The following is a 26,052-nucleotide window of genomic DNA, read 5'->3' as shown; positions in this document are numbered from 1 at the left end:
TTACTTTTTAGCAGCTTTTAAGCCGATAGACTGATTGCTGGCGATAGCAACCATCTTATAAATATCATCTACTGAACAACCGCGTGACAGGTCATTAACAGGAGCAGCCATACCCTGAAGGATCGGGCCTACAGCTTCTGCGTCACCCAAACGCTGAACCAGTTTATAAGCAATATTACCTACTTCCAGTGTCGGGAATACCAGTACGTTAGCCTTTCCTGCCACTTCGCTGCCCGGAGCCTTCAATGAAGCAACCGATTCTACCAAAGCTGCATCCGACTGCAATTCGCCGTCGATCTTCAGTTCCGGAGCCATTTCTTTTGCCAGACGGGTAGCCTCAACTACTTTGTCTACCATTTCATGAGAAGCACTGCCTTTTGTAGAGAAGCTCAACATAGCCACACGCGGTTCAACACCAACGATATCGCGGGCTGTTGCAGCTGTTGCTACAGCGATACTTGCCAGTTCCGGAGCAGTAGGATTCGGCATTACGGCACAGTCGGCAAAAACCAAAAGACCTTCTTTACCGTATTCCGGTTTCTTTGTAAACATAAGGAATGCACCTGATACGCAACTCATGCCCGGAGCAGTCTTGATGATCTGCAAAGCAGGACGAAGCACGTTACCTGTCGTATTCTGCGCACCGGCAATTTCACCGTCGGCATCACCGGCCTTGATCATCAGGCAGGCAAGGAACAAAGGATCTTCTACCATAACGGCTGCCTTTTCAGGAGTCATGCCTTTTTTCTGGCGCAATTGGAAAAGCAGGTCGGCGTAAGCGGCTTTCTTTTCATGATTTTTGGGGTCAACAATAGTAGCCTGTCCGATGTGGTTCAGACCGTAGTTTGCTGCCAGAGAAGAAATCTCGGCAGGATTTCCGATCAAAATGATGTCAGCAACTCCATCGGCCAATAAACGGTCGGCGGCTTTTAATGTTCTTTCTTCTGTTCCTTCGGGAAGAACAATGCGCTGCTTGTCAGCTTTAGCGCGTGCAATAATCTCTTGCATTAAATCCATAGCGGAAGATATTTTTATAGAATTTAGTAATTGCTACTGTTTGCGGATACAAAAGTAGACAAAATGCAACATAGAGTTTGCAAAAAGTGCAAAAGAATTGCATCCCGACCTGCCACTTTCAGAACATTTAACAGTAATTCACTACTTCACGCTCTCCGGAAAGGATTTGCTGGAGTTCTTCGGCTGAGATATTGATTGCCAGCCTGCCGTTATGAGCCACAGATATCTTGCCGCGTTCTTCCGATACGATAATAATCAAAGCATCCGTCTCCAGCGACATTCCCAGTGCCGAACGATGGCGTAAACCCAGGTCTTTCGGCAGATTGGCGTTCTGCGCAACCGGCAGGATACAGCCGGCAGCCTTGATCCTTCCGTCCGCTATGATCATGGCACCATCATGCAAAGGACTGTTTTTGAAGAAGATATTTTCTATCAAACGGGCATTCACATCAGCATTGAACATTTCGCCGGTATGTTCATAAACCGACAGGTCTACATCTTGTTGGATAACGATCAGGGCACCGGTCTTTTTACGCGCCATATTCATACAGGCCAGAACCACCGGAGCGACAAACTTACCTTCACTCTCCTTATCCGCTCCTCTTTTTGAAAACAGTTTCCCCAGAAACTTCCAGCCGCGGTGCGAACCGAGGGCCAGCAGGAAACGCCTGATTTCATCCTGAAACAATATAACCAGTACGACAAAACCGACACTGATAAACTTATCCAGTATGGCACCCATCAAACGCATTTCCAACACCTGCGAAACCAGGATCCATACAACAATAAACGAAACGACCCCGCTAAAGATAGCCAGCGTGCCCGAACTTTTCATCAGTTTGTATGTCTGATAAAGGAAGAAGGCTACCAGCAGTACATCGATCAGGTCTTTTATTCCGAAATGCATCCACATAATATTATGAGTTGATAGTTGACAATTGACAGTTAACAGTTTTGGTGACCAGCTTCACCGCTTCTACAGCAGCTTTCACATCATGAACGCGAAGAATATCGGCTCCGTTTATCAGTGCCAGCGTATTCAGTACCGTAGTTCCGTTCAGGCTGTCGGCAGGCGTTCCTCCCAGGAAACGGTAGATCATACTTTTGCGGGATATACCGACTAAAAGAGGAAGATCGAACACGCCGAACTCCTGTAAACGATTCATCAAAAGGTAATTCTGATCGACCGTTTTACTGAAACCGAACCCTGGGTCAAGGATAATATCGTTTACCCCCAGCAAACGAAGTTCACGTACTTTCGATGCGAAATACAGCATGATCTCTTCCATCATATCCGTATAACCGGTATGCTGCTGCATTGTTTGGGGAGTTCCGCGCATATGCATCATAATATAAGGAACATTCAGCTCGGCAACAGTACCGAACATAGCCGGATCCAATTCGCCGCCCGATATATCGTTTATGATGGCAACACCATAATCCTCCACACATTTACGGGCCACATCAGCACGAAATGTATCGACCGATACGACAGCCTCCGGATAATGTGCGTTCAATATCTTTAAGGCAAAAGCCAGCCGTTCCATCTCTTCTTCCGGCGAAACCTCCTCTGCATCGGGACGGGACGAATATCCGCCGATATCAATGATCTGACCGCCTTCCGACAATATAGCCCGTATGCGTTCTTCAATATCTGCTTCCGTTTGTTTACGGCTTCCGGCATAAAAAGAATCAGGGGTAACATTCAGAATCCCCATCACTACCGGAGTAGAGAGCGACATGAGTGTTCCCTTAATATTGAGCGTTTTATCTGACATTTCAATTTTATATTTCCAGCAAAGATACACGATTATCACTGAAATCTTCCCTCTTCATTCCTCATTCTTCATTTAATTACTACTTTTGCTCTCTAATAATCAGCAAACGAAAGAAAGCTATGAGTATTTCAGAACTGTATGAATTATTTATACACCATCCGAAAATAACGACAGACAGTCGCAATTGTCCGCGTGGTTCCATCTTTTTCGCCCTGAAAGGGGAAAAATTTGACGGAAACCAATATGCAGAAAAGGCACTGGCTACAGGTTGCTCTTATGCCGTGATCGATAACCCGGACTATGTCACAGGCGAACGCACCATCCTGGTCGACAATGTATTGACGGCCTTACAGCAATTGGCACACCGCCATCGTAAAGCATTAGGTATTCCCATTATCGGTATTACCGGGACAAATGGGAAAACAACCACCAAAGAATTACTGGCGGCCGTATTATCCACCAAGTTCAACCTGCTTTATACCGAAGGCAACCTGAACAATCATATCGGTGTCCCCCTGACCCTGCTTCGACTGACACACGATCATGAGATGGCTGTTATCGAAATGGGCGCCAGTCATCCGGGAGACATCAAGGAGCTGGCGGAGATCGTTTTGCCGAACTACGGTATCATTACCAACGTCGGACGCGCCCATCTGGAAGGTTTCGGTTCCTTTGAAGGCGTCGTAAAAACAAAAGGGGAATTGTACGACTATATCCGCCGCACAAAGGGAAAGATATTTATAAAGAAAGAAAATAAAGACCTGCAGAGGATAGCTAAAGGGATCGAACAAATCACTTACGGGGCAGACGATACTTCGTTCGCTTCAGGTCATGTGATCAGCTGTAACCCGTTCCTCACTTTCGACTGGAAACAACAGGGGAAAATTCATACTGTAGATACACACCTGATCGGGGCATATAATCTGGATAATGTACTTGCCGCCGTCGCCATAGGCCGTTACTTCAAAATTCCGGCAGAACGCATCAGTCGTGCCATTGCCGCTTACGAGCCGACAAACAACCGGTCGCAGCTAAAAGAAACAGCGAGCAACACCTTGCTGATCGATGCTTACAACGCAAACCCCAGCAGCATGAAAGTTGCGTTAGAGAACTTTACAGCCATGCCGGTATCCCCTAAAGCCGTCATTTTGGGTGACATGCGTGAACTGGGGCCGGCTAGCGACGAATTGCATGCCGAAGCGATAGAAGAAATCAAAGCCGGAAAATTCGATAAAGTATTCCTCTGCGGAGAACATTTCCAAAAAGCAGGCAAAGACTTTGCCACCTATGCCACAACAGAGGAATTGATCGACGCATTAAAAGCCAACCCGTTAAAAGGATACCATATCCTGATCAAAGGTTCACACGGGATGGCATTGGAAAAGACAATAGAAGTTCTATAATAACTTTCTGTCCTGTTCGCTTGCCGACAATTGTCGGCAGGCCTGCTCACAATTATCGACAAGTTTGCTCATAATTGTCGACAAGCCTGTCCATAATTATCGGCAGCCAATATGATCAAGTAGTTCCTTCCTCCTGATTATCCATAAACAATACCTTCTTCAGCTTCTGATACAGGAAAGACAATACGAGCAGGATGACTCCCAGCATGATAAATACAATGATCTTACCAACCGTTGGCAGTAACCACAGATCGACAATGACCAGCTTCAAGAGGACAAGACCGAAAACAACCAGACTGATCATACGCAATATTTTCAGATGCAAACGCATCCCCAACGCCATCAGGATAAATCCGGCAATGCTTAAAGAAATGGACAGTGCCGCACTCGATTCATTCTGCAAACCGGTCAGATATAACATATTATTAACCGCTACCGCCAACAGGACCGTTGAGATAACCGCAATAAACGAAGTCATCTTATCCGAACTCTTCCGTCTGAAATCAAATGAAGCGTAATACCATTTGGCAAACAAAGACAGATGAGCGATCAAAACCACCAACACACCCCATTGTAACAAATACAAAGAAGTATAACCCGAACCATTCGCCTTTGCAGACAACCAAAGAAAGAAACCTGCGGAAAATCCCGCCAATATAGCATAAACAGTCGCACAACGTTCTATCGGAAACCGCTTTCTCATACCGGCCAGCACTAAAAACAATGTCAAACTACTGAAAGCCAGACAGGAACAGTCAGACAACGATTCAAAAATAATATTCCTATGAAAATCTACAATAAACGACAGATATACGATACCGCAACCGGCAAACAAAGCGATCACACTGAAAGGTATATATTTCAGACTCGTAGCCTGCCGGAACAATTCTTTTTCACGTTCCATCAACCAGGAAAATACCCCAAAAGCCAAACCGGCAAAAAGACCGGTCATAAACGTTCCGTTCATCAGCAAAGGTTCAGTCATACCAGCTACCAGCACATCTTCGATATCCATCAGGAAAGATATGATCGTCAGAAAAACAAGAATGATAGTAAAGTATTCATAAACGGGAAAACGGAACTTTATAAATATCCATAGCAAAACAACCATCTCCGTTGCCCAAAGCAACGTAATAAACGTTCCATCCAGCTGGATCGGTATGGTAATGGAGACAAATGCCAGCGCCATCCCGATCAGTGCCGTAAACAGGAAACCGGCATCCGATTGCCTGCTGCGTATCACAAAAGCAATACAGGCATTCACCAGTGCAATAAATAAGGTAACCGCCCCTTTCAGGTTATAAGCAAGTTGTAAATCTTTCAGATACCACAGCGCAAAATAGAGAAAGAAGAAATTATTCAAGACCACAACGATCATTAACGGCTGATTCACCTTCCTGTTATCCGTACGCAGTACCGAAACAACCGGCAACAGGAAAATCAGATAATATAAGGTAGAGAAAAGCAACATATGAACCAATTGCGTACTCCGGGCAATATCCAGATCGGCCACCAGTGAATAACCGAGCATGATCACATAGGTCGCCACAAAACAGATCAGCGGCAGTTCGCCCCACTTTTTATACAACGACAATCCGAACATTCCCATATTCAGAATCGTCATATAAGTGAACAGCACCAGATAATTCCCCATCCCGTTACTCACTAGGAAAGGAGCAATAAAACCACCGATCAGCGCAATAACCGCCAACTCCCGCCGGTCATACAATACAGAGAGAAGCGACATAAAGACCGTCAGTACCACCAATATGATAAAAGCAGCCGTCTGACTGAACAATCCATAATAATGATAAGCTATCCCCACCGTTACATAGAAGATGGCAAATGCACCACCTGCCAGCAGGGAGCTGAACGTACGGTATGTATTTTTAAGCCTTTGTGATAAAAACAGTAACCCTCCGCCAACTACAAATCCGAGTACTGTACGAAACAGTTCATTGATCCAGTTCTTGTCGATCGCATATTTGACAAACAATCCCATACCGACCACCAGCACCAGGATACCGATCTTCCCAAACAGATTCTCTCCGATATATTTCTCATAATTGACTTTTTTCTTTTCTTCGACAAGTCCGAATGGCTTGATCTGCGGTTTAGGGACAACCTTTTTATCTCCAATGCCGACGGACGGAACGGTCTCTTCAGGTTTACTTTCAACCGGCTTTTCTACAACAGGAGTCACTTCCGTCGCCTTTTCCACAGGTTTCTCTACCAGCCTTTCCGCGATCTCTTCGCCCACTTTCCCAACAACCTCCTCAACCTGCTTTTCATCGGACGATGTTGTTACCGCCTGCTGTCTCCTGAGTTCTTCCAACTGAGTCTCGATATACTTTCGCAAACTATACAGATCTTTCCGCAAGGAATCCATATGAGTATTCATCTTACTTATGTGCGAATAGAGGCTGATCCATACAACGACGATCAGTATGACAAGCAGTGTTTCCATGATCTTAATTTAATGAACGCAACTAAGATACGGATTAATTTAAATTACAGGCTATCCATAATCCTTCTTTGTTTCTCAAAAAACAAAATACGCTGTTGTTCACCGCTGACCGATATCATAGTAGAGGCTTTCAGCAATGACTGAAGCCAGTTACGGACAATCTCATACGCCTTTTCATCCTGCGAAACAACCGTATTCAAAATAAATGCCCGAATAATACTTATCCGGTAATTTTGCGAATCCAGATAACTGTAACTGGCATCAAAATTAATATTCGAAATATAGAACGAAACCGGATTACCAGTCTCGCTATACATACCATGGGTTGCCAGTAGTTCCATATTATTCAGGAAACGGAATAAATCCTGTTTTAAAAGACGGATATTTTCAGTATCTATCAGTTGAATACTGCGACAATACAATATATCATTCACGATATATTGGAAAATCAGAGGGTCCCAGATGTAAGTAGTTTTTCCGATATGCTTCGATTCTGCGGCGGTAACCCGCTGCACTTCCAGTAATTTCGCCGAAGGTTCTATATCTCTGAAATGAACCGCTTTATCCGAATGACCGTACTGGTTATACCATTTACAGAGATAAAAACGGGTTATATAATCGTAATCAAGCAAGAAAGTAGCAGGAAGAACATTCATACACTCCACCCCGCAGGAAGACGGATCGGTGCCGGCTTCCCGCAACCGTTCGTTATACATTTCCCACATTTTAAAATCATCCTCTATCGGTTCTACATACTCCACCAGACTCAGCTGATAAGGACGACTCTTTGCCGCACATCCTCCGACCAGATTATCCAACGAGACCCCAAACTTATTGCAGATCGCAGCTATCTCTGCAAAAGAAAAAGCCACATCGCCCCTCATACGGCGATACACAGCTTCTCTTTCTATACACAGTAAATCAACCAAAGCATTGGTCAGGGTCGCTTTATGTGGCATTTTCTCTCTGATCGCGCTGATTAACTTTTCGTAAATCAGGTCTTTACTCATAATAACAATTTTAATGATTGCCAGTAGACAAAAATAATAAAAATAAAGAACCATTCCTACCAATACTCATTTTTGACTACTTTTGTACATTTATAAACAATATAATAATATGCACGATCTTTGTTGTATAGGTCATATCACACTGGATAAAATTGTGACCCCTAAAAATACAGTACACATGGCGGGAGGAACCGCTTTTTACTTCTCCCATGCAATCAAACATTTCAACGACATCGATTATTCGTTGATCACGGCTTTAGCCGAATCGGAGATGAAAGAGGTTGATAAGTTACGGTCGGAAGGAATCGATGTGGCGGTTATGCCCAGCAAACATTCCGTTTATTTCGAGAACATCTACGGAGAGAACCAGGATAACCGCACGCAGCGGGTTCTGGCGAAAGCAGACCCGTTCACAGTCGATTATCTGAAAGATATACAGGCCAAGATCATTCATCTGGGAAGCCTCCTGGCTGACGATTTCTCACTGGATGTCGTGAAATACATGGCAGGAAAAGGACTTGTATCCGCCGACTCTCAGGGTTATCTCCGCGAAGTCCGTGATAAAAAAGTCTACGCTGTCGACTGGACAGAAAAGGAAGAAGCATTAAAATATATCCATTTCCTGAAAGCAAACGAACATGAAATGGAAGTGCTCACAGGCCACGACGATATTGTCGGCGCTGCATTGAAAATGTATGAATGGGGAGTAAAAGAAGTACTGATCACTTTGGGCAGCCTGGGCTCTGTTATATACGATGGGAAAACATTCCATAAAATACCGGCCTACAAACCAAGAGAAGTGGTTGATGCCACCGGCTGTGGCGACACTTATATGACCGGTTACCTGTATCAGCGTGCCAAAGGTGCTTCCATAGATGAAGCCGGCCGTTTTGCCGCCGCCATGTCCACCATCAAGATCGAAGCCTCCGGCCCTTTCAGCGGAAGCAAAGAAGATGTCATCCATTGCATGGAGACGGCGGAACAGAGGTTTCCGGAAATTTAGAAATAATTGAGCTATCCAACTGTCAAAGTGACTCATCTGTTACAGGTTCATTTGCCGTCTGCTTTAGCTGACGGTTTACAAGCTGATTCTTTTTTGGCTTTAGCCACATTTCTCCCAGATAGAGAGTTTTAAGAAATGGGACTAAAGTCCAAAGAGATAAATACTTTATTAGTCCGTCAGCTAAAGCAGACGGCAAATGAACCTGTAATAGCCAAGTGACATTGATGACGGGATAGTTCATTTTTGATAAAAATTGAATTATCTAAACGCCTTGCTGAACGTGGTCATCAACAGAATACAAAGTCCCTGCAAGCCGACCACCATATAAGCATATTCCATATTGAAAGCCTGTGAGATTGCTCCGATCAGTAATGGTGCGACAAGCGAACCGATAAAACTGATACTTGATAGAATGGTAAGCGCAATCCCCACCGGTGTTTTCGACTTTGCCCCGACAAGGCTATAAATAGTAGGAACCATACTCGAAATCCCCAATCCGACCAACATAAATCCGAATGAGTTGACAATCACCTTCAAGGCCATCGAATCAACTGTGCTGCCTAATAAGGCGGAAGTAAAGAACCCGATAAAAATAAAAGCGCCGGACAACTGCAACACCCGTTGCTTTCCCCATATACGGTACGCATAATTAGCCAGGAAGCGACCGACAGTCATCATCACCATAAACACCAGAAAACCAATCTGCAATGATTTAGGCACCTGCAAAACCGATTCAAAATAGACACCGCTCCAGTCGAACATCGCACTCTCAACCACCAAAGCGAACAAACCGACCAGTCCCAACTTAATCAGCAACATCTCCGGCTTCTTTATATATTGCCATTTCTCCGACTTATCTTCTACAGCTTCCTCCTTCACATCTGCTGTAGATACATCATCCTGCAAATACCTGCGGCTCACCATGGTAAGCAACAGTATCAATGCAGCTATCAACGTAAAATGCCAGAACGGAGTAATATCCGAAACGATCATAATAAAACCGATCAACGCCCCCAGACAGGCAGCCAGACTCCATCCCCCATGAAAAGAAGCCATGATCGTCCGCCCGTAAAGTCGCTCTATCCCGATCCCCTGTGTATTCAACGATATATCACACAGATTCCAGAACACACCGAAACAAAACAGAAACACCCCAAGCATATAAATATTCAATGCCGTCCCAATCGCAAATAGAGAAAGGGCATATCCCATAATACTGATCTGCACCATAATACGACTTCCCAGCTTCGACACCAGATAACCCGCCAGCGGGATCGCCACAAACTTCCCCACCGGAATCATAAACAGCACAATCCCCCAATACAGAGCATCATTCACCGTAAAAATCTCCTTAATATCAGGAATACGACTCGCCCAACTTGAAAAGCAAAGCCCCTGAGCAAGAAAAAAAGAAAGAACCGCAAAACGTATATGTTCTTTCGAATAAGCTACATGGTTATTAGAATCCATTTCGTCAGATATTTATTGAACAGACAAATATACTCATTAGAACAGGAAATAACAGAAAAAAAGGTATGTTTGTACTAAATCCAAAAGACATGAAAACCAGAATACTAATTATCTTCCTGTTGTTTTTCTGCAAAACCTTGCTTTCAGGACAAACGATTGCAGAACGAATAACACCTCCCGAAGGATATGTCCGAACAGAGGTTGCAACAAATTCTTTTGCCGCATATCTCCGTCAGCTACCTCTGCAACCGGAAGGAAGCAAGGTTCTGCTTTATAATGGAGAGACAAAGTTTAACCAACTAGCTGCTTATGCCGTCGTCGATCTGGATATCGGGAAACGTGACCTTCAGCAGTGTGCCGATGCCGTTATCCGGCTGAGGGCGGAATATCTTTACGGACAGAAACAGTATGCAGCCATCCACTTCAATTTCACGAACGGATTCAATGCCGAATATACCAAATGGGCAAAGGGCAACCGCATCCGTGTGAACGGCAATACGGTGTCGTGGTATCCATCCAAAGGCGAAGATTATTCCTATAAAACATTCCGTTCCTATCTGGATATGGTATTTTCCTATGCAGGAACAGCCTCCCTATCGAAAGAACTGGCTCCGGTCAATTACCAGGATATGAAGATAGGTGACGTATTTATCCAGGGCGGTCACCCGGGGCATGCCGTTATTGTCGTCGATATAGCCGTTCACCCAAAGACAAAAAAGAAAGTATTCCTGCTGGCACAAAGTTATATGCCTGCCCAGCATATCCATATACTGACCAATCCGGTAAACTGGAAGAAATCCCCCTGGTACGAACTGAGCGACTCGGATGACGAAAAAGTTTATACCCCGGAATGGGTATTCAATAAAAAAGATCTGAAACAATTCAAATAAAAAAGCATTCCAAAAGTAACTACATATCAACGCCTTACATTTAAATATATTATTTTTCTCATTTATTATTCAATAAAGATGCAGCCTTTTTGCAGCTTCTATCATCTTATTAGTCGTACATAATTTATTAACACTAAAATAAAAGAAAAAATGAAGAAGACGTTGAAATGGTCGCTTATGATGATGTTAGCAGTAGTTGGTTTAACTTTTGCTTCTTGCAGTGATGATGATGATGACACTCCTACAGTAGGAACTGTAGAAGATGTTAATGGCGAATTTACAGGAAAGATGACTTATGCAGAATCTAAGGCAGAGGCAGAAGCTGATCCTACTGCTACAGAATTAGAACTGAAAGTAGCAAATGACTCAATCATTTTTAATAAGTTTCCTTATGAAGCATTAGCTGCCAAAATTGTTGGAGAAGAAAATGTTCCAGGTATTGTTGAATTGGTAAAAGATTTGGAATATAAGATCAATTACACAGCTACAATGAATGCAGCAAAGGATTCTGTTATAATCACATTAAAACCGACAGCATTGAAAATTGAAGCTGCTGCAGTTGAAGTTACTATTGAAGCAGAAAAAACAGCTTCTTATGCCATCAAAGATAAAAATCTGAAATTCGACATAAAAGCAGCCAACGTAAAAGTAGGTGGAACAGACCTCCCTGGTTGGACTCCGATGGACTTGTCTTTCGATATGAAGAAGAAATAAGACTAATTCTATCCAATATAAACGGAGGATGTTTCATTGAAAGCATTCTCCGTTTTTGTATTCCAACAACAGGTCCTATATAATATATGTATAGCGCGTCAAACTTTTCTCTCCTTCTTTCCGCAACAGATTACTATCAACCGCCTCTTTTAAGTCCCTGCTGGCCGTAGCTGTTGATAACTCTTTAAAATATCTCAGATAGTCTTTACGAGTAAAAGAAGCATCTGCTATATAATCCTTAAACAAAGCAATTCTGTCACGCCCCGTAAGTGTTACATTCTGCGATTGCAGTAATTCTTCGAGCGACTCTTCTACTATTCTCAGCATAAATTCAACAAAGACAGTAGACTCCCCTTGTCTGTCAGCAATAGCCAAAATCCGATAATACTCTTCCTGATTTTCTTTAATGAGAGACTCTACCGGCAAATATTCAAACACCGGATTATACTTCATCAAAATAACACTTTGCCACAAACGTCCCATTCTTCCGTTTCCATCAAGAAACGGATGGATAAATTCAAACTCATAATGGAAAACACAACTCTTGACAAGCAATATTTCATCCTCATTCTCCAAATAACCGAACAAGTCATTCAACAGCGATTTAACAAGAGTCCCTGAGGGAGCAACATGTGCCAACTGTTTTCCTTTCATGATGCCAACAGATTTATTCCTCAGCCTGCCAGCATTTTCTACCAGACCATCCATCAATATCCGGTGCGCCTCACATAAGGATTCTATGCTAAAAGGATCAAAAAGGGCAATATTTTCATAAACACGAATTGCATTTTTCACTTCGGTAATATCTTTTAATGGAGCTATTACACGTTTCTTTTCCAATAAAGCCGTAACCTGATCGAATGTTAACGTATTTCCTTCAATAACAAGAGAAGAGTGAATTGTGCGTATCCTGTTCCTTTTTCTTAGCTCAGTAGGAGGCCTATGCAAACGGACCGCTTTAATTTCACCCAGTTTTTCTGAAATAGAAGCGACTTTAGCCAATATATAAGGTGTTATTTTATAAGGAGGTTTCATTGTGATAGTATCATTTGATAGTATCAAAGGTAAGAAATATATTTATATAAACATAAAAAATCTCCTTCCTGTATACGAATTAACATGTAACCGGAAGGAGATTCTTATATTCAACAATCTTTTCAGGATTGGTCTACTACAATTTCTCTTTCAAATAATGCCCTGTATAAGATTCCGGGCACAAGGCCACCTCTTCCGGCGTTCCGACACAAACCAGATAACCGCCGGCGTTACCTCCTTCCGGTCCTAAATCGATCAGGTAGTCGGCACATTTGATTACGTCCATGTTATGTTCGATGATCACTACCGTATGTCCTTTATCGATCAGCGCGTTAAATGCTTTCAGCAGGGTCTTTATATCATGGAAGTGCAAACCCGTAGTCGGTTCGTCGAATACGAACAAAGTCGGCTGCTGCTTTTCCTGCCCCAGGTAATAGGCCAACTTCACACGTTGGTTCTCACCGCCGGACAAAGTCGAAGAAGTCTGTCCCAGTTTGATATACCCCAGGCCGACATCCTGCAACGGCTTCAACCTTTTGACGATCTTCTTTTCCTGCGAACCGGTATGTGCTTCGAAGAACTCGATTGCCTGGTTGACAGTCATTTCCAGCATATCATAGATATTCACACCATGATATTCCACATCCAGCACGTCCTGTTTGAAACGCTTTCCATGGCAGCTTTCGCATTCCAGCGTGATATCCGCCATAAACTGCATTTCCACCGTGATACGACCGTCCCCTTTACATTCTTCACAGCGTCCGCCTTCCTTATTAAAAGAGAAATAGGCAGACGTATATCCCAGCTGTTTTGCCAGCGGCTGTTCACCGAACAGTTTACGGATCTCGTCGTAAGCACCGATATAAGTCACCGGATTCGAACGCGAACTCTTACCGATCGAGTTCTGGTCGACAAACTCGATCCCCTGTATCATCTTCATATCACCTTCCAGGCCGGAACAATCCACCATCAGCCGGGCCGCATCATCCAGATAATGCTTTACCCCTTCGTAAAAGATATCCCGCACCAGCGAACTCTTTCCCGAACCGCTGACACCGGTAACAACCGTCATTACGTTCAACGGAAATTTCACATCCACCCCTTTCAGGTTATTCTTACGGGCCCCTTTCACCTCTATATAATTATTCCACAGGCGGCGGAAAGCGGGAACTTCAATCTTATCTTCACCGGTCAGATAACGGACCGTATAACTGTCGCTGCTGGTTTGCAGGTTATTCACATCCCCCTGGTAGACCACTTCACCCCCCAGACGTCCCGCCTTCGGACCTATATCTATAATATAATCGGCCGAACGGATAATATCCTCGTCATGTTCCACCACGACCACCGTATTACCCAACGCCTGTAACTGACGCAACACCTTTATCAGCAAATCGGTATCTCTCGAATGCAACCCGATACTCGGCTCATCCAATATATATAAGGAACCGACCAGACTGCTGCCCAACGAAGTCGCCAGATTAATACGCTGGCTTTCACCACCCGACAACGAAGCCGAAAGACGGTCGAGCGTCAGATACCCCAGCCCGACATCCAGCAGGAACTGCAAGCGGTTCATAATCTCCGTCAACAGACGTTTTGCCACAGCCGCATCCGTTTCGTCCAGCACCAGGTTGTCAAAAAAGGCTTTTGCTTCCGTGATAGGCAATGCCACCAGTTCAGCAATATTCTTGCCGCCTACTTTCACATAGAGCGCTTCCGGTTTCAGGCGGGCCCCTTTACAGGAAGGACAGGTTGTCTTTCCCCGATAACGAGCCTGCATGACACGGTATTGTATTTTATAAAGATTCTCTTCCACAAACTTGAAAAAGTCGTCGATGCCGTGCAAGCCGCGGGCACCATGCCACAACAGGTCTTTTTCCTTCTGCGTCAGGTCGTAATACGGACGATGTATCGGGAAGTTGTATTTCTCGCTCTTGGCGATAAACTCCTTCAACCACTCTCCCATCACTTCGCCTTTCCAGCAGACTACCGCCCCCTGAAAGACCGACAGGCTCTTATCCGGCACCACCAGGTTCTCATCGATACCCAGCACTTTTCCGAATCCTTCACAGACCGGACAGGCTCCCAGCGGATTGTTAAAGCTGAACATCATATCGGTCGGTTCGATAAACGTGATACCGTCCGCTTCAAATTTCTTGGAATACTCTTTTACCACCGTCCCTTCGGCAGCATAGATACGGATGATACAGGTATCATGCCCTTCAAAGAACGCCGTTTCCGCCGAATCGGCCAGACGGCTTTTCAATGTCTTATCGTCCGAAACCGTTAGACGGTCGACCAGCAATTCAATAGTGGGAGAACTGAGCAATGCCTCATCCGCCAACACTTCCTGGATACGGTAAGCCGTATCGTTGATCGACAAACGGGTATATCCTTCTTTCTGTAAAATCTCCAACTGCTCCTTCATGCCGCGGCCTTCCGGCAGGACTACCGGGGCAAACACGGCAAAGCGGGTACCGGCCGGATATGCCAGAACCTCCTTCACGATGTCTTTCACCTGATGCTTTTTCACTTCCATCCCCGACACAGGCGAAATCGTCTTGCCTATCCGGGCATAAAGCAGCCGCAGGTATTCATATATTTCGGTAGATGTACCCACCGTCGAACGCGGATTGCGGGTATTCACCTTCTGCTCGATCGCAATAGCGGGCGGAATGCCTTTGATATAGTCGCACTCCGGCTTGCTCATACGCCCCAGGAACTGGCGGGCATAAGAAGAAAGACTCTCCACATAGCGGCGCTGCCCTTCGGCATATAACGTATCGAAAGCAAGGGAGGATTTTCCGCTGCCGGATAATCCGGTTATCACGACCAGTTTGTCGCGCGGGATCTCTACATCAATATTCTTCAGGTTATTAACACGAGCCCCTTTGATAAATATAGCATTATTTTCAGACATAAATCTTTTCCTAATAAGGATACAAAAATAGCAAAAAGAAACGAGAACCTGAATTTAGTACAGAGGTATTCGGGTTTGTTATTATTTATTATCTTTGCCGCGGAAATGAAGAAAGTGTTACAATAATCTCAAACCAGACAATATTCATGAACAATCAGTATATCCGCCTGCTTCTGGCAGTGGTCCTTTGTGTAGTTACCTCCTGTTCGACTACACGCCAACTTCCTGTCCGTGAGACAGAAGGAAAAGACAAACGGGAATTCAGAGGAGCCTGGATACAAACAGCTTTCCAAGGAGAATATAAGGATATGACTCCCGCCCAGCTACGGAAAGATTTCGTGCGTAAGTTGAATTACCTGCAATCCTGCGGTATCAACGCCATCATCTTCCAGGTCCGTCCCGAAGCCGATGCTTTCTATAAATCGGACATCGAACCCTGGAGCCGTTTCTATACCGGACAACAGGGCGTCGCTCCGGCAGGCAATTTCGATGTGATGGAATTTCTGATCGAAGAATGCCACAAACGGAATATGGAGTTCCATGCCTGGCTGAACCCTTACCGCGCCAGCACGGCTGGCAACACCCGTTTTGCCGATTCGCATATTTATAACAAACACCCGGAATGGTTCGTTACCTATAATAAACAGATCCTGTTCGACCCGGGATTGCCCGAAAGCCGCCAGTTCATTAATAAGGTAGTACGCGACATTGTCAGTCGTTACGATGTGGACGCCATCCATATGGACGACTATTTCTACCCCTATCCGGCAGCCGGCATGCCTTTCCCCGATGATGACAGCTTCCGCAAATACGGACTGAACAAAGGATATACCAATGCACAGCGCAGTGACTGGCGCCGGGAGAACGTGAACACCCTGATCCGCGAACTGAAACGGACCATCCTGCTCACCAAACCCTGGGTGCGTTTCGGCATCAGCCCGTTCGGTATCTACCGTAACAAGAAAAGCACGTCCGACGGTTCCGGTAGCGACACCAACGGCCTGCAAAACTACGACGACCTCTATGCCGACATCCTCCACTGGGTGAAAGAAGGCTGGATAGACTATAACATGCCACAGATATATTGGGAGATAGACCATCCGGCAGCCGACTATATCACCCTGATCCAATGGTGGAATAAGAACGCAACCCTCGAAGGTCCCCATCTCTATATCGGTCAGGACGTGGCACGCACCATGAAAGCCAGCCAGCTGACCCGCAAAATGCGTTACGAACGCGCCCTGTCGAAAGTCAAAGGCAACTGCTTCTGGCCCGCCAACGAACTGTTGTGGAACAACAAAGGCGTAGCCGACAGCCTGAAAAGGAACTACCACCGTTATCCGGCACTGATCCCGGCCTATACCCATATGCACAATCGGGCACCGCAGGAGGTGAAAAAGCTGAAAAAAGAATGGACCGCCGACGGTTATATGCTGCACTGGAAGGCCGAACAAAGCCCGACAAATCCGGAACTTGCCTCCTACTTTGTCGTCTACCGTTTCGAGGATAAAGAACCGATCGACCTCAGTAACCCGGCAAAAATCGTAAAAATCACCCGTAACACAAGATATTTAATGCCTTATGATAACGGAAAGAAAAAATATCGCTATATTGTGACCGCCGTAGACCGTTTTCATAACGAGAATACGGGAAAAAGTATAAAGGTAAAATTATAATGACCGTCTATGTTCTCTCCGGACCTTAGATACAGCAAATTTACGGATTGTGGCTCCTGTGCCGAATACAGGAGAAACATCTTTAAATATCGTTCCTATCCCAAAGGACTTATCATCCCACGGGAACGTTGTTTGCAGAATACATTGTATTTTCTGCTGAAAGGTTCCGTGCAAGTCAATAGCGAAGAACATCCCAATACCATTTTCAGTGCAGGCCAGTTCATCCTGCAACCGATCGGCTCGAAGGTCGAATTCAAGATCCTCGAAACCGCCGAATGTATCCTGTACCTGTTTGAACGCCCGATCAATATCTGCAACGAACGTTTCAACAAAGGGGCCAGCATAGCAGAGACCTCCCGTATCGAACCGATTGTAATGAATATGTGCCCGCCGTTACAGTATTTCGTGGAAGGGGTACGGATGTACCTGAACGACGACCTGCTGTGCGCCGGTTTCCTGAATGCCAAACGGACGGAACTGGTCTACCTGCTCAATTGCTACTATACATTAAAAGAACTGGCCGCTTTCTACTCGCCGATCTACCGGTACAGCAAAAGCTTCCGTTACTTCGTCATGCAGAATTATATGAAGGTAAAAGATGTGGAAGCCTTCGCCCAGATGGGAGGCTACAGCACACCTACTTTCCGCCGCCTGTTTAAAGAGACATTCGGCGAACCCGCTTACCAGTGGATGCTGAAAAAGAAATGTGAAGACATCCAGAACGACTTAACCACTACCGAAATGTCTATTTCAGAGATCAGCTACAAATACGGTTTCGAATCGCTTTCCAACTTTTCCCACTTCTGCCGGACCAATTTCGGCATGTCTCCCCGTGCACTTCGCAACAAGAAAGAGGAATAACCAGTAAAAATCAACAACTTTCGCAGTTTTTACAACTTATTGAATAGAAAAAGCAATTTTACGTCTGCTTTTTCCCGATACATTTGCGTCAGAAACAAGAAGAATTGACTTTCAACGCATATTAAATGATGATAAGAAGTGAACTAGGTTGCTCGTGCGGAATCGCAGTCTGTATATTAATGATCATTACATGTTTCATTAAATGCAGTTCGGAAGAAAAGCCAGAGCAGTCTTCCTACGGTTTCATTTGGTATTCGTTGAAATGGGAACAGGCCATGAGCGGCTATGAAAGTCCTAAAAAAGTTCGTTATTGCTTTTATCCTTTGGGAAAGGGTGCAATGATACAGATCGAGAGTGACACAAGCGGTCTGAAGTTCACACTGCCACCGGATACATACCGTTTACTGGTTTTCAATTGCGATGCCGACAACATCCAGTTCCGCAATATGAATTCATTTGAGACGGCAGAAGCATTTATCCCGGAAACGAAAGCGGCCGGGGGCACGACATCGGGACGCATTCCTTTATATGGAATAGCCATCGACAACCTGGTAGTGGAAGCCAACAACGGGACAAACAACCAACGTGAGTTCAGTCCGGCTTCATTGATCCGCGAAGTAACGCTCGACATAAAAGTCGAGGGTATGGAGTACATAAAAGAATGCAAAGGGCAGCTGACAGGCGTACCTGCCGCTTTCAACCTGAGCAAGCAAGAGATCGTACCGGACAGAACGACGACAGTTAACATTGAAACAACAACTTCAGCGGAAGGTATAAAAACAAATGTATTGATATTAGGCACTCCCCCCAAACAAGGAACAACCCCACCTGCCCTCCCCAAAAACGAAGTACAGCTGGATTTCACCCTCAATGACGGAAGTACCACCACTTCCACCCTCGACCTGGGCAACTCGATCGGAGAAACGGAAGGAAACAAAGTAAATGTAAACGTATCAGTAACGGTAGAAAAAGACGCATCCTTCACTGTCACAATCAACAAGTGGGAAGTCTCTGCCGGAGATAACATGGTCATCGAATGAATTGAATGATAATAATAAGCAACGAATTAAGTAATAACAATCTAATTTTTATAATTATGAAGACATTAGTATTAAGTATGATTTCAATTGCTGCAACAATTGCAGCAATGACCGCTTGTACAAGCGAAGGTGATCCAATAGATAATATTGATAATGGACAACCGGTGGAGATAAAAGCATCAGCAGGTATCGGACAAATTATTACAAAAACTGCGGGAGTAATTACCGACGGAAAAGATGTAGAAAACATTGAGTTTGTAATAGTAGAAAAGGAGAGTGTTCCTTCTGATTGGAGCACAGAAGCATTAAAAGCAACAGATGCAACCATTAATACTGATGGTTTTAAATTCTCGACCCCTCAATACTATAATCCTATTAGCACTATAAAAAGTCACTTGATTGGATACCACCCTAAAACTGAAGGAGGTGGTTCAAGGAGTAATAATGTTGTGACTTATACTACTATAACAGGACAAGAAGATATAATGTGTACAGGTATAGTAAGCGGGAATAAAGAGGATAATAAAACCAAAGCACTAGATTTCACTTTCGATCATCAATTGGCACAGTATACTTTTAAGATTCAGGCTGAAGACCAACAAGCTGTAGCAACATGGGGTAAAATCTCAAGCATTAAACTTATTGGACAACAAACAGCTGCAACACTCACCTTAGATACAAAAACTGTAGAATTTACCGGAGTAAGTACTGGGGAAATAACCGTGGGAGATGAAGCAAAAGCCTTTGACGCTACAGACCCAGTAAACAATGCAGTCACATACGGCTCACCAATTATGGTAAAGCCAGATCAAACAAATATGAAAGTCAAGATTGTTACAGAAAAGAACCCAGGTATCGAGATTCCACTAACAGTAGCTTCTGTTAAAAGTACATCATACATTGTTACATTAACTTTCAAAGCAACCGAAATTGGCGCAACTGCTAAGATCGGTGAATGGAAAACTGGAGTTGGCACTGGTGATGTTCAATAATCTGTATTCGTAAAATAGTTTAAGATCACCTATCTAATACAAATTAAAGATAGGTGATCATATTCTACAAATAAAAATATGAATATTAATACTTCATACCTTTTGGCCCTCATTCTCATCCTCACCGGATGTAGCAATGAAATCGGGATAAAAGAGGAACCTCATCCGATAAACGAAGTTCCTGTTCCCATCCTGATTATGCCAAAAGGGATTGATGCTACAACTAAGGCATTAGTAGATGTATTCACAAATGATAATATTAATGAAATAGGTATTTACGGTACAAGTAGTACAAAAATCATTTACAACGGAATCTCTCCCGGCCAAATAGGAAGCAATCAGGAATTAATCTTTACGAATCCATCACTGGTTTATCCGACAGATGGAAATTCAATCACTTTAGCCGGATATTTCCCCCGTCAATCAAAAGGTACAGCCTATACAATCAATAATAACTCTTTGCAGTTCACACTGACCGGTGAAGAAGACTTAATGCATGCCGCTCCAATCAATGCCGGAAACAAAAAAACGCCGGAAGCTGTCAACCTAAACTTCACCCACAAGCTAACCAGTGTAAAATTCAACTTGGTAAACGGGACAGAAAATATGTTGCCTGACGGAAATATATCCATTACGACCGATGCTCCCAATAGCGGAAGTCTGGATCTGTCGAATGGCATAGTAACAATCGACCAAACTTCCACAACAACATTCACATTATCAACCGATATCAATGCAAACACAATGGCTAGCAAAGAGACAATATCCGTAAACGGAAATCTATTGCTATTCCCCGAACTAGCTTATACTTTCAAACTAAAGATTGGCGATCAATCTTATAATATACAGATAGACACAACCAACTCACCTGCATGGAAAGCGGGCATTTCCTATCTGTTGACAATCACAATCAAGAAATTAAACACTCTAAAATCATTCACTAAATCGGACAACAAAGCCGAATCGTCATCCGATTCTTTCATTCAAGGCAATATTATACAAATAAAATAATTACAAAATGAAGAATATAAAGCTATTACTCTCTGTTCTTTTCTTTGCGACTTTTAGTTGCAATAATGATGGCGATGTTATAAAATCAACCGATGGTCAAGGAAGTATTATACGCTTTGGAGGGAATATCATTCTGACGAAAGCAATTGTCGACAATACAGCTTTTCCTGAGAACTCCCAGGTCGGGATATTAGGTTGGGGATATAATAAAAACAATTCCGGAGGAAATATGGCTCTCCGCAAGGACCTTAACAACTCTCCCTACACCAAAACCGCCGGCAGCAATGAACTCACCTGCGACACCCACGCCCATTACCCCATCAACCCCGACACCTTACTAAACTTTTACGCTTATTACCCTTACACCGAAGCAGCGACAGCCGCTCCGTTAAACATCCCCTTTGACCTGAAGAAACAAGACGACATCATGTGGGCAACTCCCGTACTGGACCGGGATAAAACTTCTGGCGATACCCCTGTCAATCTCTCTTTCAACCATATCCTTTCCGCCATTACGCTTAAATTCAAGAAAGCGGATGATATTAAGGAAGAGATGATCCTGCAAAGCATTTCGATGGAAAACTATCCGTCAACTATACAACTGAACGTACAAACCGGCAAGCTAAGTGCCGCTCCCTCGACTACGCCTTATACACTTATCGACAACCTGAATAAAGAAATAACTCCGAACGAAGAGACAATCGTTACCAACCATCTTCTTTACCCGGTAGAGAAACCTGTTTTCATTGTCCGGATGAGTAACAAGGATTACCGCATCGAATCGACAAAAGCATTCGAAGGAGGAAAAAAACAAACCTACTCTTTCACCATACAAGCTCAGGACATCAGCATCTCAGGCAGTATCAATCCTTGGCTAAACGGTGGCACCAGCGATGAAACAGTTTATTTCTAAGCATCATTTTTTACACACACCAGAGTCACCCAACAATAAAACTCCTGGAGTCCCTGTATTTATCAGTATCTTCAGGTGACGCTGTCCTGCAAAAGCAGCGTCACCCGAAACGATTTCGGATTCACCTCATGGCTTTATCCCCAAACAAGCTAAAACAACATTCTGTTTTGAATGCTTAGAGGAAATACTAGGAAATCTATCGGTTCAGAATTTATCAAAAGTGAATGAATGTAGCGTCGTTGGTAGGGGCGGCACAAGATAAATATCAGCCCTTTCAATCTTGTCGCACCCCTACAGGGTGCCTCAGAAAGAGAAGGATTCAAGGGAACCCAAGGTTGGAACCCTGGGCTAGTTTGTTACAGGCCTACAGCCTGAAGGCACCGTCACTAATTGATTCATCCTATAATTAGCAGATAGTTCAATTATTTCTAAATTGGCACATTGACATATTGCCACATTGGCTCAATTTTTTCTATAAGTAATCCTTTTATACTATATCACACTAACACAAAATATATAGCTAATTATCAACGAACAAGTAAGCCTTTAACCTTTCGACCAAGGGAAAACAATAAGTTGACCTAGGTCAACTTATTGTTTCACCCAGGTCAACTAATAGTTTCACCTGGGTCGAAAAGTTAGAAAGTAAGAGGATTTGAACTAACCTCCGCTTATATCTGCGGTAAACAATTATAGGCTTCCGGATAAAAAACAGACAGTACCACCGGTGATGCCATTCCAACAGGGTAGCGTCACCTCAAAACCCTGATGAATACAAAGATAAAAGGCCTCACCCGGAGAGTGAAGCCTTATTTCGTAAAACTTTTTCAGGAAAAACTATTTTTCCTGCCCCTGACGAATATACAAACGATCGGTCAAAACATTCGTATAAGTCTGAACCGGGATATCATCGTAATCTGTCAGTTCGCCGAGAAGGATCAACTCTGCATTCTCCATCCACGGACGGAAAGAAATCTCTTTTTTATAGTTTACCTCCTGCAACAAAGTAGGAGCACTTTTCAATACAACATAAGCATCTCCGTCGGCCACCTGTTTACCTTGAAAAGCAACCGTGCGCTCATACATTTTATGTTTATTCGCCCCGTTGATACGGATGGGTGACAAACGAAGCAGATAATTGTCCTTGCGCAAAACGGGAGTCAGTATCAATGTCTGATAACGTCCGACAGACAGGCCGCTCAGCAAAATATCCATATCCAGCTTCAAAAGGTCGCCTTCTACCTCAGCCTTATTCTGTTTGATATTAATCAGGCCGTTATAAGTAGTAGCCGGAGCTTGCGTCTGCGACTGTGCCTGAACCGGGAACAGCAGCGCAACCAGCAGAAAAATAAATATATAGACCGGAGTTTTCATCGTTCACTTATTTAATTATATATACAATACTGACACCGAGTTTAGTCGGTCCGAAGTAGTTATTACGGTATTTATAAGCCTTTTCATTATCCGAAGGGTAAGCCGACTTGTCATATTCAAAATGTAGGAAGCCGACTCCCGCCGAAAACTCGATGTTCCAATGCGGAGAAAGATACAACTGATATCCATAAGAGATACCGCCGCCATAAGCGTTGCCGTCGTAAGCAAAATCCTTTTTCATTACCGACATGAAATTCACATGAGACATATCGTAGTCCATATAAACACCATGAACTCCGAAATAATGGCCGTTAAACTTTTCATGCAGCCAGTAACGTGCCTCAGGTTGCACCATCCAATGCTTCCACGACTTGTCGCTCGCAACATCCCAGCCATTATAATTGCCGGAGATATCCAACGACCAGTGTCGGCTGAAAGCAACTTCGGCACCCAGGTTCACCGTTGCAGTTGCATCATACAGAATATTAGACTTGACTGCCACAGTCTGCGCTTTCGCTCCCCACCCGATACCGCACAGCAACAGTGCGATGAATAATACTTTTTTCATATCAGTGTCTTTTCTCTACATGCTTTAAAATCTATTAGCACACAAAGATAGAAAAAAGAAATATAAAACATTAGAGACAACCAAATTATACGTAACTTTGTAATTTAAATAATAAGGCATGAGAATCAAATATATTATATATAGCGTTTTATTCGCGCTATTACTGGGGAGTTGCAGTAAAGAAGACATCGAAATAAAAGGACCGGCCAAACGAACCGTACTTGCTTATATGATTGCCAGTACCAATCTTGGTAGTGATATACGTGCCAATATCAGACAAATGATGACAGTAGCCTCCAATAAAGCACTCAACGGAGGAAATCTGGTTGTATACTATTCGGAAAGCAAAAGCAGATCTTATTTGTTCCAGATAAAAGAAGACAAGAAAGGGAATATAGTAACAGACACCGTCCGTTTTTACGAAAACCAAAGTGCTATCCTGCCGGAAACCATGCACAAGGTGATCAAGGAAACAACAGAATTGTTTCCAGCAGAAAGTTTTGGTCTGGTATTATCCAGCCACGGCACATCATGGCTTCCGGGCAATTTCAGTTCTTTACGTTCTTTCGGAGAAGAAGACAGCCAATATATGGAAATAACTGAAATGAACGAGGCGCTGGAAGGTTTTCATTTCGACTTTATGTTATTCGACGCCTGTTATATGAGCGGCATTGAATGTACTTATGAGTTGAAAGACAAAACGGATTATCTCCTGGGATCGCCAACCGAAGTCCTTGCCCGCGGATTTCCTTATGAAGATTTCCTGCCTGCCTTGTTTAAAGACAAAGCCGATCTGGAAGCAGTTACCAAAAGTTTTTATGAATACTACAGCAATAACGGCAATGCTTCATACGGTACAGTATCTCTGATAAAGACAAGCGAATTGAACGAATTGGCACAAATTGTCAATGACATATTAAAAGACAAAACAGAAGAGGATATTTATGCTCTCCCTTTGTCGAATATGCAGATACTTGAATATCTAACTGCCAGGCAGCCACATATGCTTTATGATTTCGATGATTTTATCAAGTATCTAGCAAACGACGAACAGTATCAGCGTTTTTCCGCTTGTATGGAAAAAGCGGTCATCAGCAAACATACAACACCTTATTCATACTATGCGGCATTATATGGAGCAAGAAAAATCGAGCGTTTCTCCGGCCTGTCGGTCTTCGTGCCCCAACCCTCTCTGACGAAGTTGTCAGACTGGTACAAGCAGCTTGCCTGGTATAAGACGGTTTATTAACTAAAAATAAAAGTAGCTGTGAAGGGATTATTGTTAAAGTCTCCTCATAGCTACTTTCACCCTATTATAGGCTCGCAATATTATTCAGCTTTTTGCGTATATCTTCCCAGGTTACCTTATTCTGCTTTTTCGAAGCTTCGATCATCTTCTTTTCATAAGCTAGTTTAGGTATTTCCTCTTTGGCAAATTCGATCAACAACTCAGTACCTTTCACCAAATTATCCCAATCTTGTTTACGTTCTTCCGGAGACATAACATCCAATCTTGCCTTGTGTTCTTCAAAATAAACACGCCGTCCGTCTTCATCAAGATCCATAAAACGTACGAAATCCTCATACATTTCCTGCGTTGGAAATAAACTTCTATATTCCGGATGCGATTCTAAATATTCTTTATTATCCATAAATTACTCCTCCATCTCTTTAACTAAAGCATTATACCAATCAAGAATAACATCTATATTCTTCATTATTAAATCTTTTTCCTGATCAGAATGATCATTCATCTGTCCTGAATAGTTCATAAAAAGGCTTTCCAGGAATCCTTTTCTATGTTTAAATTCTTCTTCTTTCATAGGCATTACAATTATTTTGATTAATGTTCTATGCCCATTGGAGATATTACAAAGGTAAAGCATCCAAACATCTTCAACAAACAT

General features: G+C 43.5%; 23 protein-coding genes. 11 read left to right on the top strand and 12 right to left on the bottom strand.

What is annotated here, in order from left to right; translation table 11 throughout:
* From pta to folP, 3 genes are all read right to left on the bottom strand, one after another.
* On the bottom strand, nt 1–1,017 hold the full coding sequence (pta, locus tag NBH15_RS12320; protein WP_009859984.1) for a phosphate acetyltransferase: 1,017 nt from the start codon (nt 1,015–1,017) through the stop codon (nt 1–3).
* Between the two features lie 127 nt (nt 1,018–1,144).
* Nucleotides 1,145–1,930, bottom strand: coding sequence for a diadenylate cyclase CdaA (gene cdaA / locus NBH15_RS12315; protein ID WP_128134174.1), 786 nt, complete (start codon nt 1,928–1,930; stop codon nt 1,145–1,147).
* A gap of 4 nt (nt 1,931–1,934) precedes the next feature.
* Nucleotides 1,935–2,795 (bottom strand): dihydropteroate synthase, encoded by an 861-nt coding sequence (folP, locus tag NBH15_RS12310; protein ID WP_128134173.1) that lies wholly within the window; start codon nt 2,793–2,795, stop codon nt 1,935–1,937.
* A 119-nt stretch (nt 2,796–2,914) separates the two neighbouring features.
* On the opposite strand from folP, the gene NBH15_RS12305 reads away from it, so the two are divergent.
* On the top strand, nt 2,915–4,198 hold the full coding sequence (locus NBH15_RS12305; protein WP_250822772.1) for a UDP-N-acetylmuramoyl-tripeptide--D-alanyl-D-alanine ligase: 1,284 nt from the start codon (nt 2,915–2,917) through the stop codon (nt 4,196–4,198).
* A gap of 115 nt (nt 4,199–4,313) precedes the next feature.
* Here NBH15_RS12305 and NBH15_RS12300 read toward each other — a convergent pair whose 3' ends face one another.
* Both NBH15_RS12300 and NBH15_RS12295 read right to left on the bottom strand, forming a co-directional pair.
* Complete coding sequence (locus NBH15_RS12300) at nt 4,314–6,665, bottom strand: DUF2339 domain-containing protein (RefSeq protein ID WP_250822771.1); 2,352 nt, start codon at nt 6,663–6,665, stop codon at nt 4,314–4,316.
* A gap of 44 nt (nt 6,666–6,709) precedes the next feature.
* Nucleotides 6,710–7,675: a helix-turn-helix domain-containing protein gene (locus NBH15_RS12295; RefSeq protein WP_233567214.1), complete on the bottom strand. Its 966-nt coding sequence runs from the start codon at nt 7,673–7,675 to the stop codon at nt 6,710–6,712.
* A gap of 109 nt (nt 7,676–7,784) precedes the next feature.
* Here NBH15_RS12295 and NBH15_RS12290 point away from each other — a divergent pair, with 109 nt between their 5' ends.
* Nucleotides 7,785–8,678 (top strand): PfkB family carbohydrate kinase, encoded by an 894-nt coding sequence (locus NBH15_RS12290; protein WP_244050586.1) that lies wholly within the window; start codon nt 7,785–7,787, stop codon nt 8,676–8,678.
* Nucleotides 8,679–8,936: 258 nt separating this feature from the next.
* On the opposite strand, the gene NBH15_RS12285 is transcribed toward NBH15_RS12290, so the two are convergent.
* Complete coding sequence (locus tag NBH15_RS12285; protein ID WP_250822770.1) at nt 8,937–10,148, bottom strand: MFS transporter; 1,212 nt, start codon at nt 10,146–10,148, stop codon at nt 8,937–8,939.
* 89 nt (nt 10,149–10,237) lie between these two features.
* Between NBH15_RS12285 and NBH15_RS12280 the strand changes: the two genes are divergently transcribed.
* On the top strand, nt 10,238–11,038 hold the full coding sequence (locus NBH15_RS12280) for a DUF4846 domain-containing protein (protein WP_128134169.1): 801 nt from the start codon (nt 10,238–10,240) through the stop codon (nt 11,036–11,038).
* A 150-nt stretch (nt 11,039–11,188) separates the two neighbouring features.
* The gene (locus NBH15_RS12275) at nt 11,189–11,752 is read left to right on the top strand and encodes a DUF4840 domain-containing protein (RefSeq protein ID WP_250822769.1); all 564 of its coding nucleotides are present in this window, start codon (nt 11,189–11,191) and stop codon (nt 11,750–11,752) included.
* A 75-nt stretch (nt 11,753–11,827) separates the two neighbouring features.
* Here the strand turns inward: NBH15_RS12275 and NBH15_RS12270 are convergent, their stop codons facing one another.
* Both NBH15_RS12270 and uvrA read right to left on the bottom strand, forming a co-directional pair.
* Nucleotides 11,828–12,787, bottom strand: coding sequence for a Fic family protein (locus NBH15_RS12270; RefSeq protein ID WP_250822768.1), 960 nt, complete (start codon nt 12,785–12,787; stop codon nt 11,828–11,830).
* Between the two features lie 136 nt (nt 12,788–12,923).
* Nucleotides 12,924–15,710 carry an excinuclease ABC subunit UvrA gene (gene uvrA, locus NBH15_RS12265; RefSeq protein ID WP_128134166.1) on the bottom strand — a complete coding sequence of 929 codons (2,787 nt, stop codon included), beginning with the start codon at nt 15,708–15,710 and terminating at the stop codon, nt 12,924–12,926.
* A gap of 146 nt (nt 15,711–15,856) precedes the next feature.
* On the opposite strand from uvrA, the gene NBH15_RS12260 reads away from it, so the two are divergent.
* The 6 genes from NBH15_RS12260 (at nt 15,857) to NBH15_RS12235 (ending at nt 22,203) form a co-directional block, all read left to right on the top strand.
* A complete protein-coding gene (locus NBH15_RS12260; RefSeq protein WP_186958553.1) occupies nt 15,857–17,386 on the top strand; it encodes a glycoside hydrolase family 10-like protein in 1,530 nt (509 codons plus the stop codon).
* Nucleotides 17,387–17,395: 9 nt separating this feature from the next.
* Nucleotides 17,396–18,247: an AraC family transcriptional regulator gene (locus NBH15_RS12255; RefSeq protein WP_128134165.1), complete on the top strand. Its 852-nt coding sequence runs from the start codon at nt 17,396–17,398 to the stop codon at nt 18,245–18,247.
* A gap of 125 nt (nt 18,248–18,372) precedes the next feature.
* Nucleotides 18,373–19,287 carry a DUF5119 domain-containing protein gene (locus NBH15_RS12250; protein ID WP_250822767.1) on the top strand — a complete coding sequence of 305 codons (915 nt, stop codon included), beginning with the start codon at nt 18,373–18,375 and terminating at the stop codon, nt 19,285–19,287.
* A 56-nt stretch (nt 19,288–19,343) separates the two neighbouring features.
* Nucleotides 19,344–20,279, top strand: a complete 936-nt coding sequence (locus NBH15_RS12245) for a fimbrillin family protein (protein WP_158579655.1) — start codon at nt 19,344–19,346, stop codon at nt 20,277–20,279.
* Nucleotides 20,280–20,357: 78 nt separating this feature from the next.
* Nucleotides 20,358–21,290: a fimbrillin family protein gene (locus NBH15_RS12240; protein ID WP_128134163.1), complete on the top strand. Its 933-nt coding sequence runs from the start codon at nt 20,358–20,360 to the stop codon at nt 21,288–21,290.
* 7 nt (nt 21,291–21,297) lie between these two features.
* The gene (locus NBH15_RS12235; RefSeq protein WP_244050584.1) at nt 21,298–22,203 is read left to right on the top strand and encodes a fimbrillin family protein; all 906 of its coding nucleotides are present in this window, start codon (nt 21,298–21,300) and stop codon (nt 22,201–22,203) included.
* 837 nt (nt 22,204–23,040) lie between these two features.
* Here the strand turns inward: NBH15_RS12235 and NBH15_RS12230 are convergent.
* Entirely contained in the window at nt 23,041–23,577 is a 537-nt protein-coding gene (locus NBH15_RS12230) for a DUF3868 domain-containing protein (RefSeq protein ID WP_128134162.1), read from the bottom strand.
* A 7-nt stretch (nt 23,578–23,584) separates the two neighbouring features.
* Nucleotides 23,585–24,145, bottom strand: coding sequence for a DUF3575 domain-containing protein (locus NBH15_RS12225; RefSeq protein WP_128134161.1), 561 nt, complete (start codon nt 24,143–24,145; stop codon nt 23,585–23,587).
* A 118-nt stretch (nt 24,146–24,263) separates the two neighbouring features.
* On the opposite strand from NBH15_RS12225, the gene NBH15_RS12220 reads away from it, so the two are divergent.
* Nucleotides 24,264–25,394, top strand: coding sequence for a clostripain-related cysteine peptidase (locus NBH15_RS12220; RefSeq protein ID WP_250822766.1), 1,131 nt, complete (start codon nt 24,264–24,266; stop codon nt 25,392–25,394).
* Between the two features lie 64 nt (nt 25,395–25,458).
* Here NBH15_RS12220 and NBH15_RS12215 read toward each other — a convergent pair whose 3' ends face one another.
* Nucleotides 25,459–25,797, bottom strand: a complete 339-nt coding sequence (locus NBH15_RS12215) for a hypothetical protein (protein WP_128134159.1) — start codon at nt 25,795–25,797, stop codon at nt 25,459–25,461.
* Between the two features lie 3 nt (nt 25,798–25,800).
* Nucleotides 25,801–26,052, bottom strand: coding sequence for a hypothetical protein (locus NBH15_RS12210; RefSeq protein WP_128134158.1), 252 nt, complete (start codon nt 26,050–26,052; stop codon nt 25,801–25,803).

Origin of the sequence: Parabacteroides caeci, assembly GCF_023656795.1 — a bacterium.
GTDB classification, from domain to species: Bacteria; Bacteroidota; Bacteroidia; order Bacteroidales; family Tannerellaceae; genus Parabacteroides; species Parabacteroides segnis.
The sequence above is the reverse complement of the archived record's forward strand: the minus strand, read 5'-3'. Positions and strand labels throughout refer to the sequence as shown.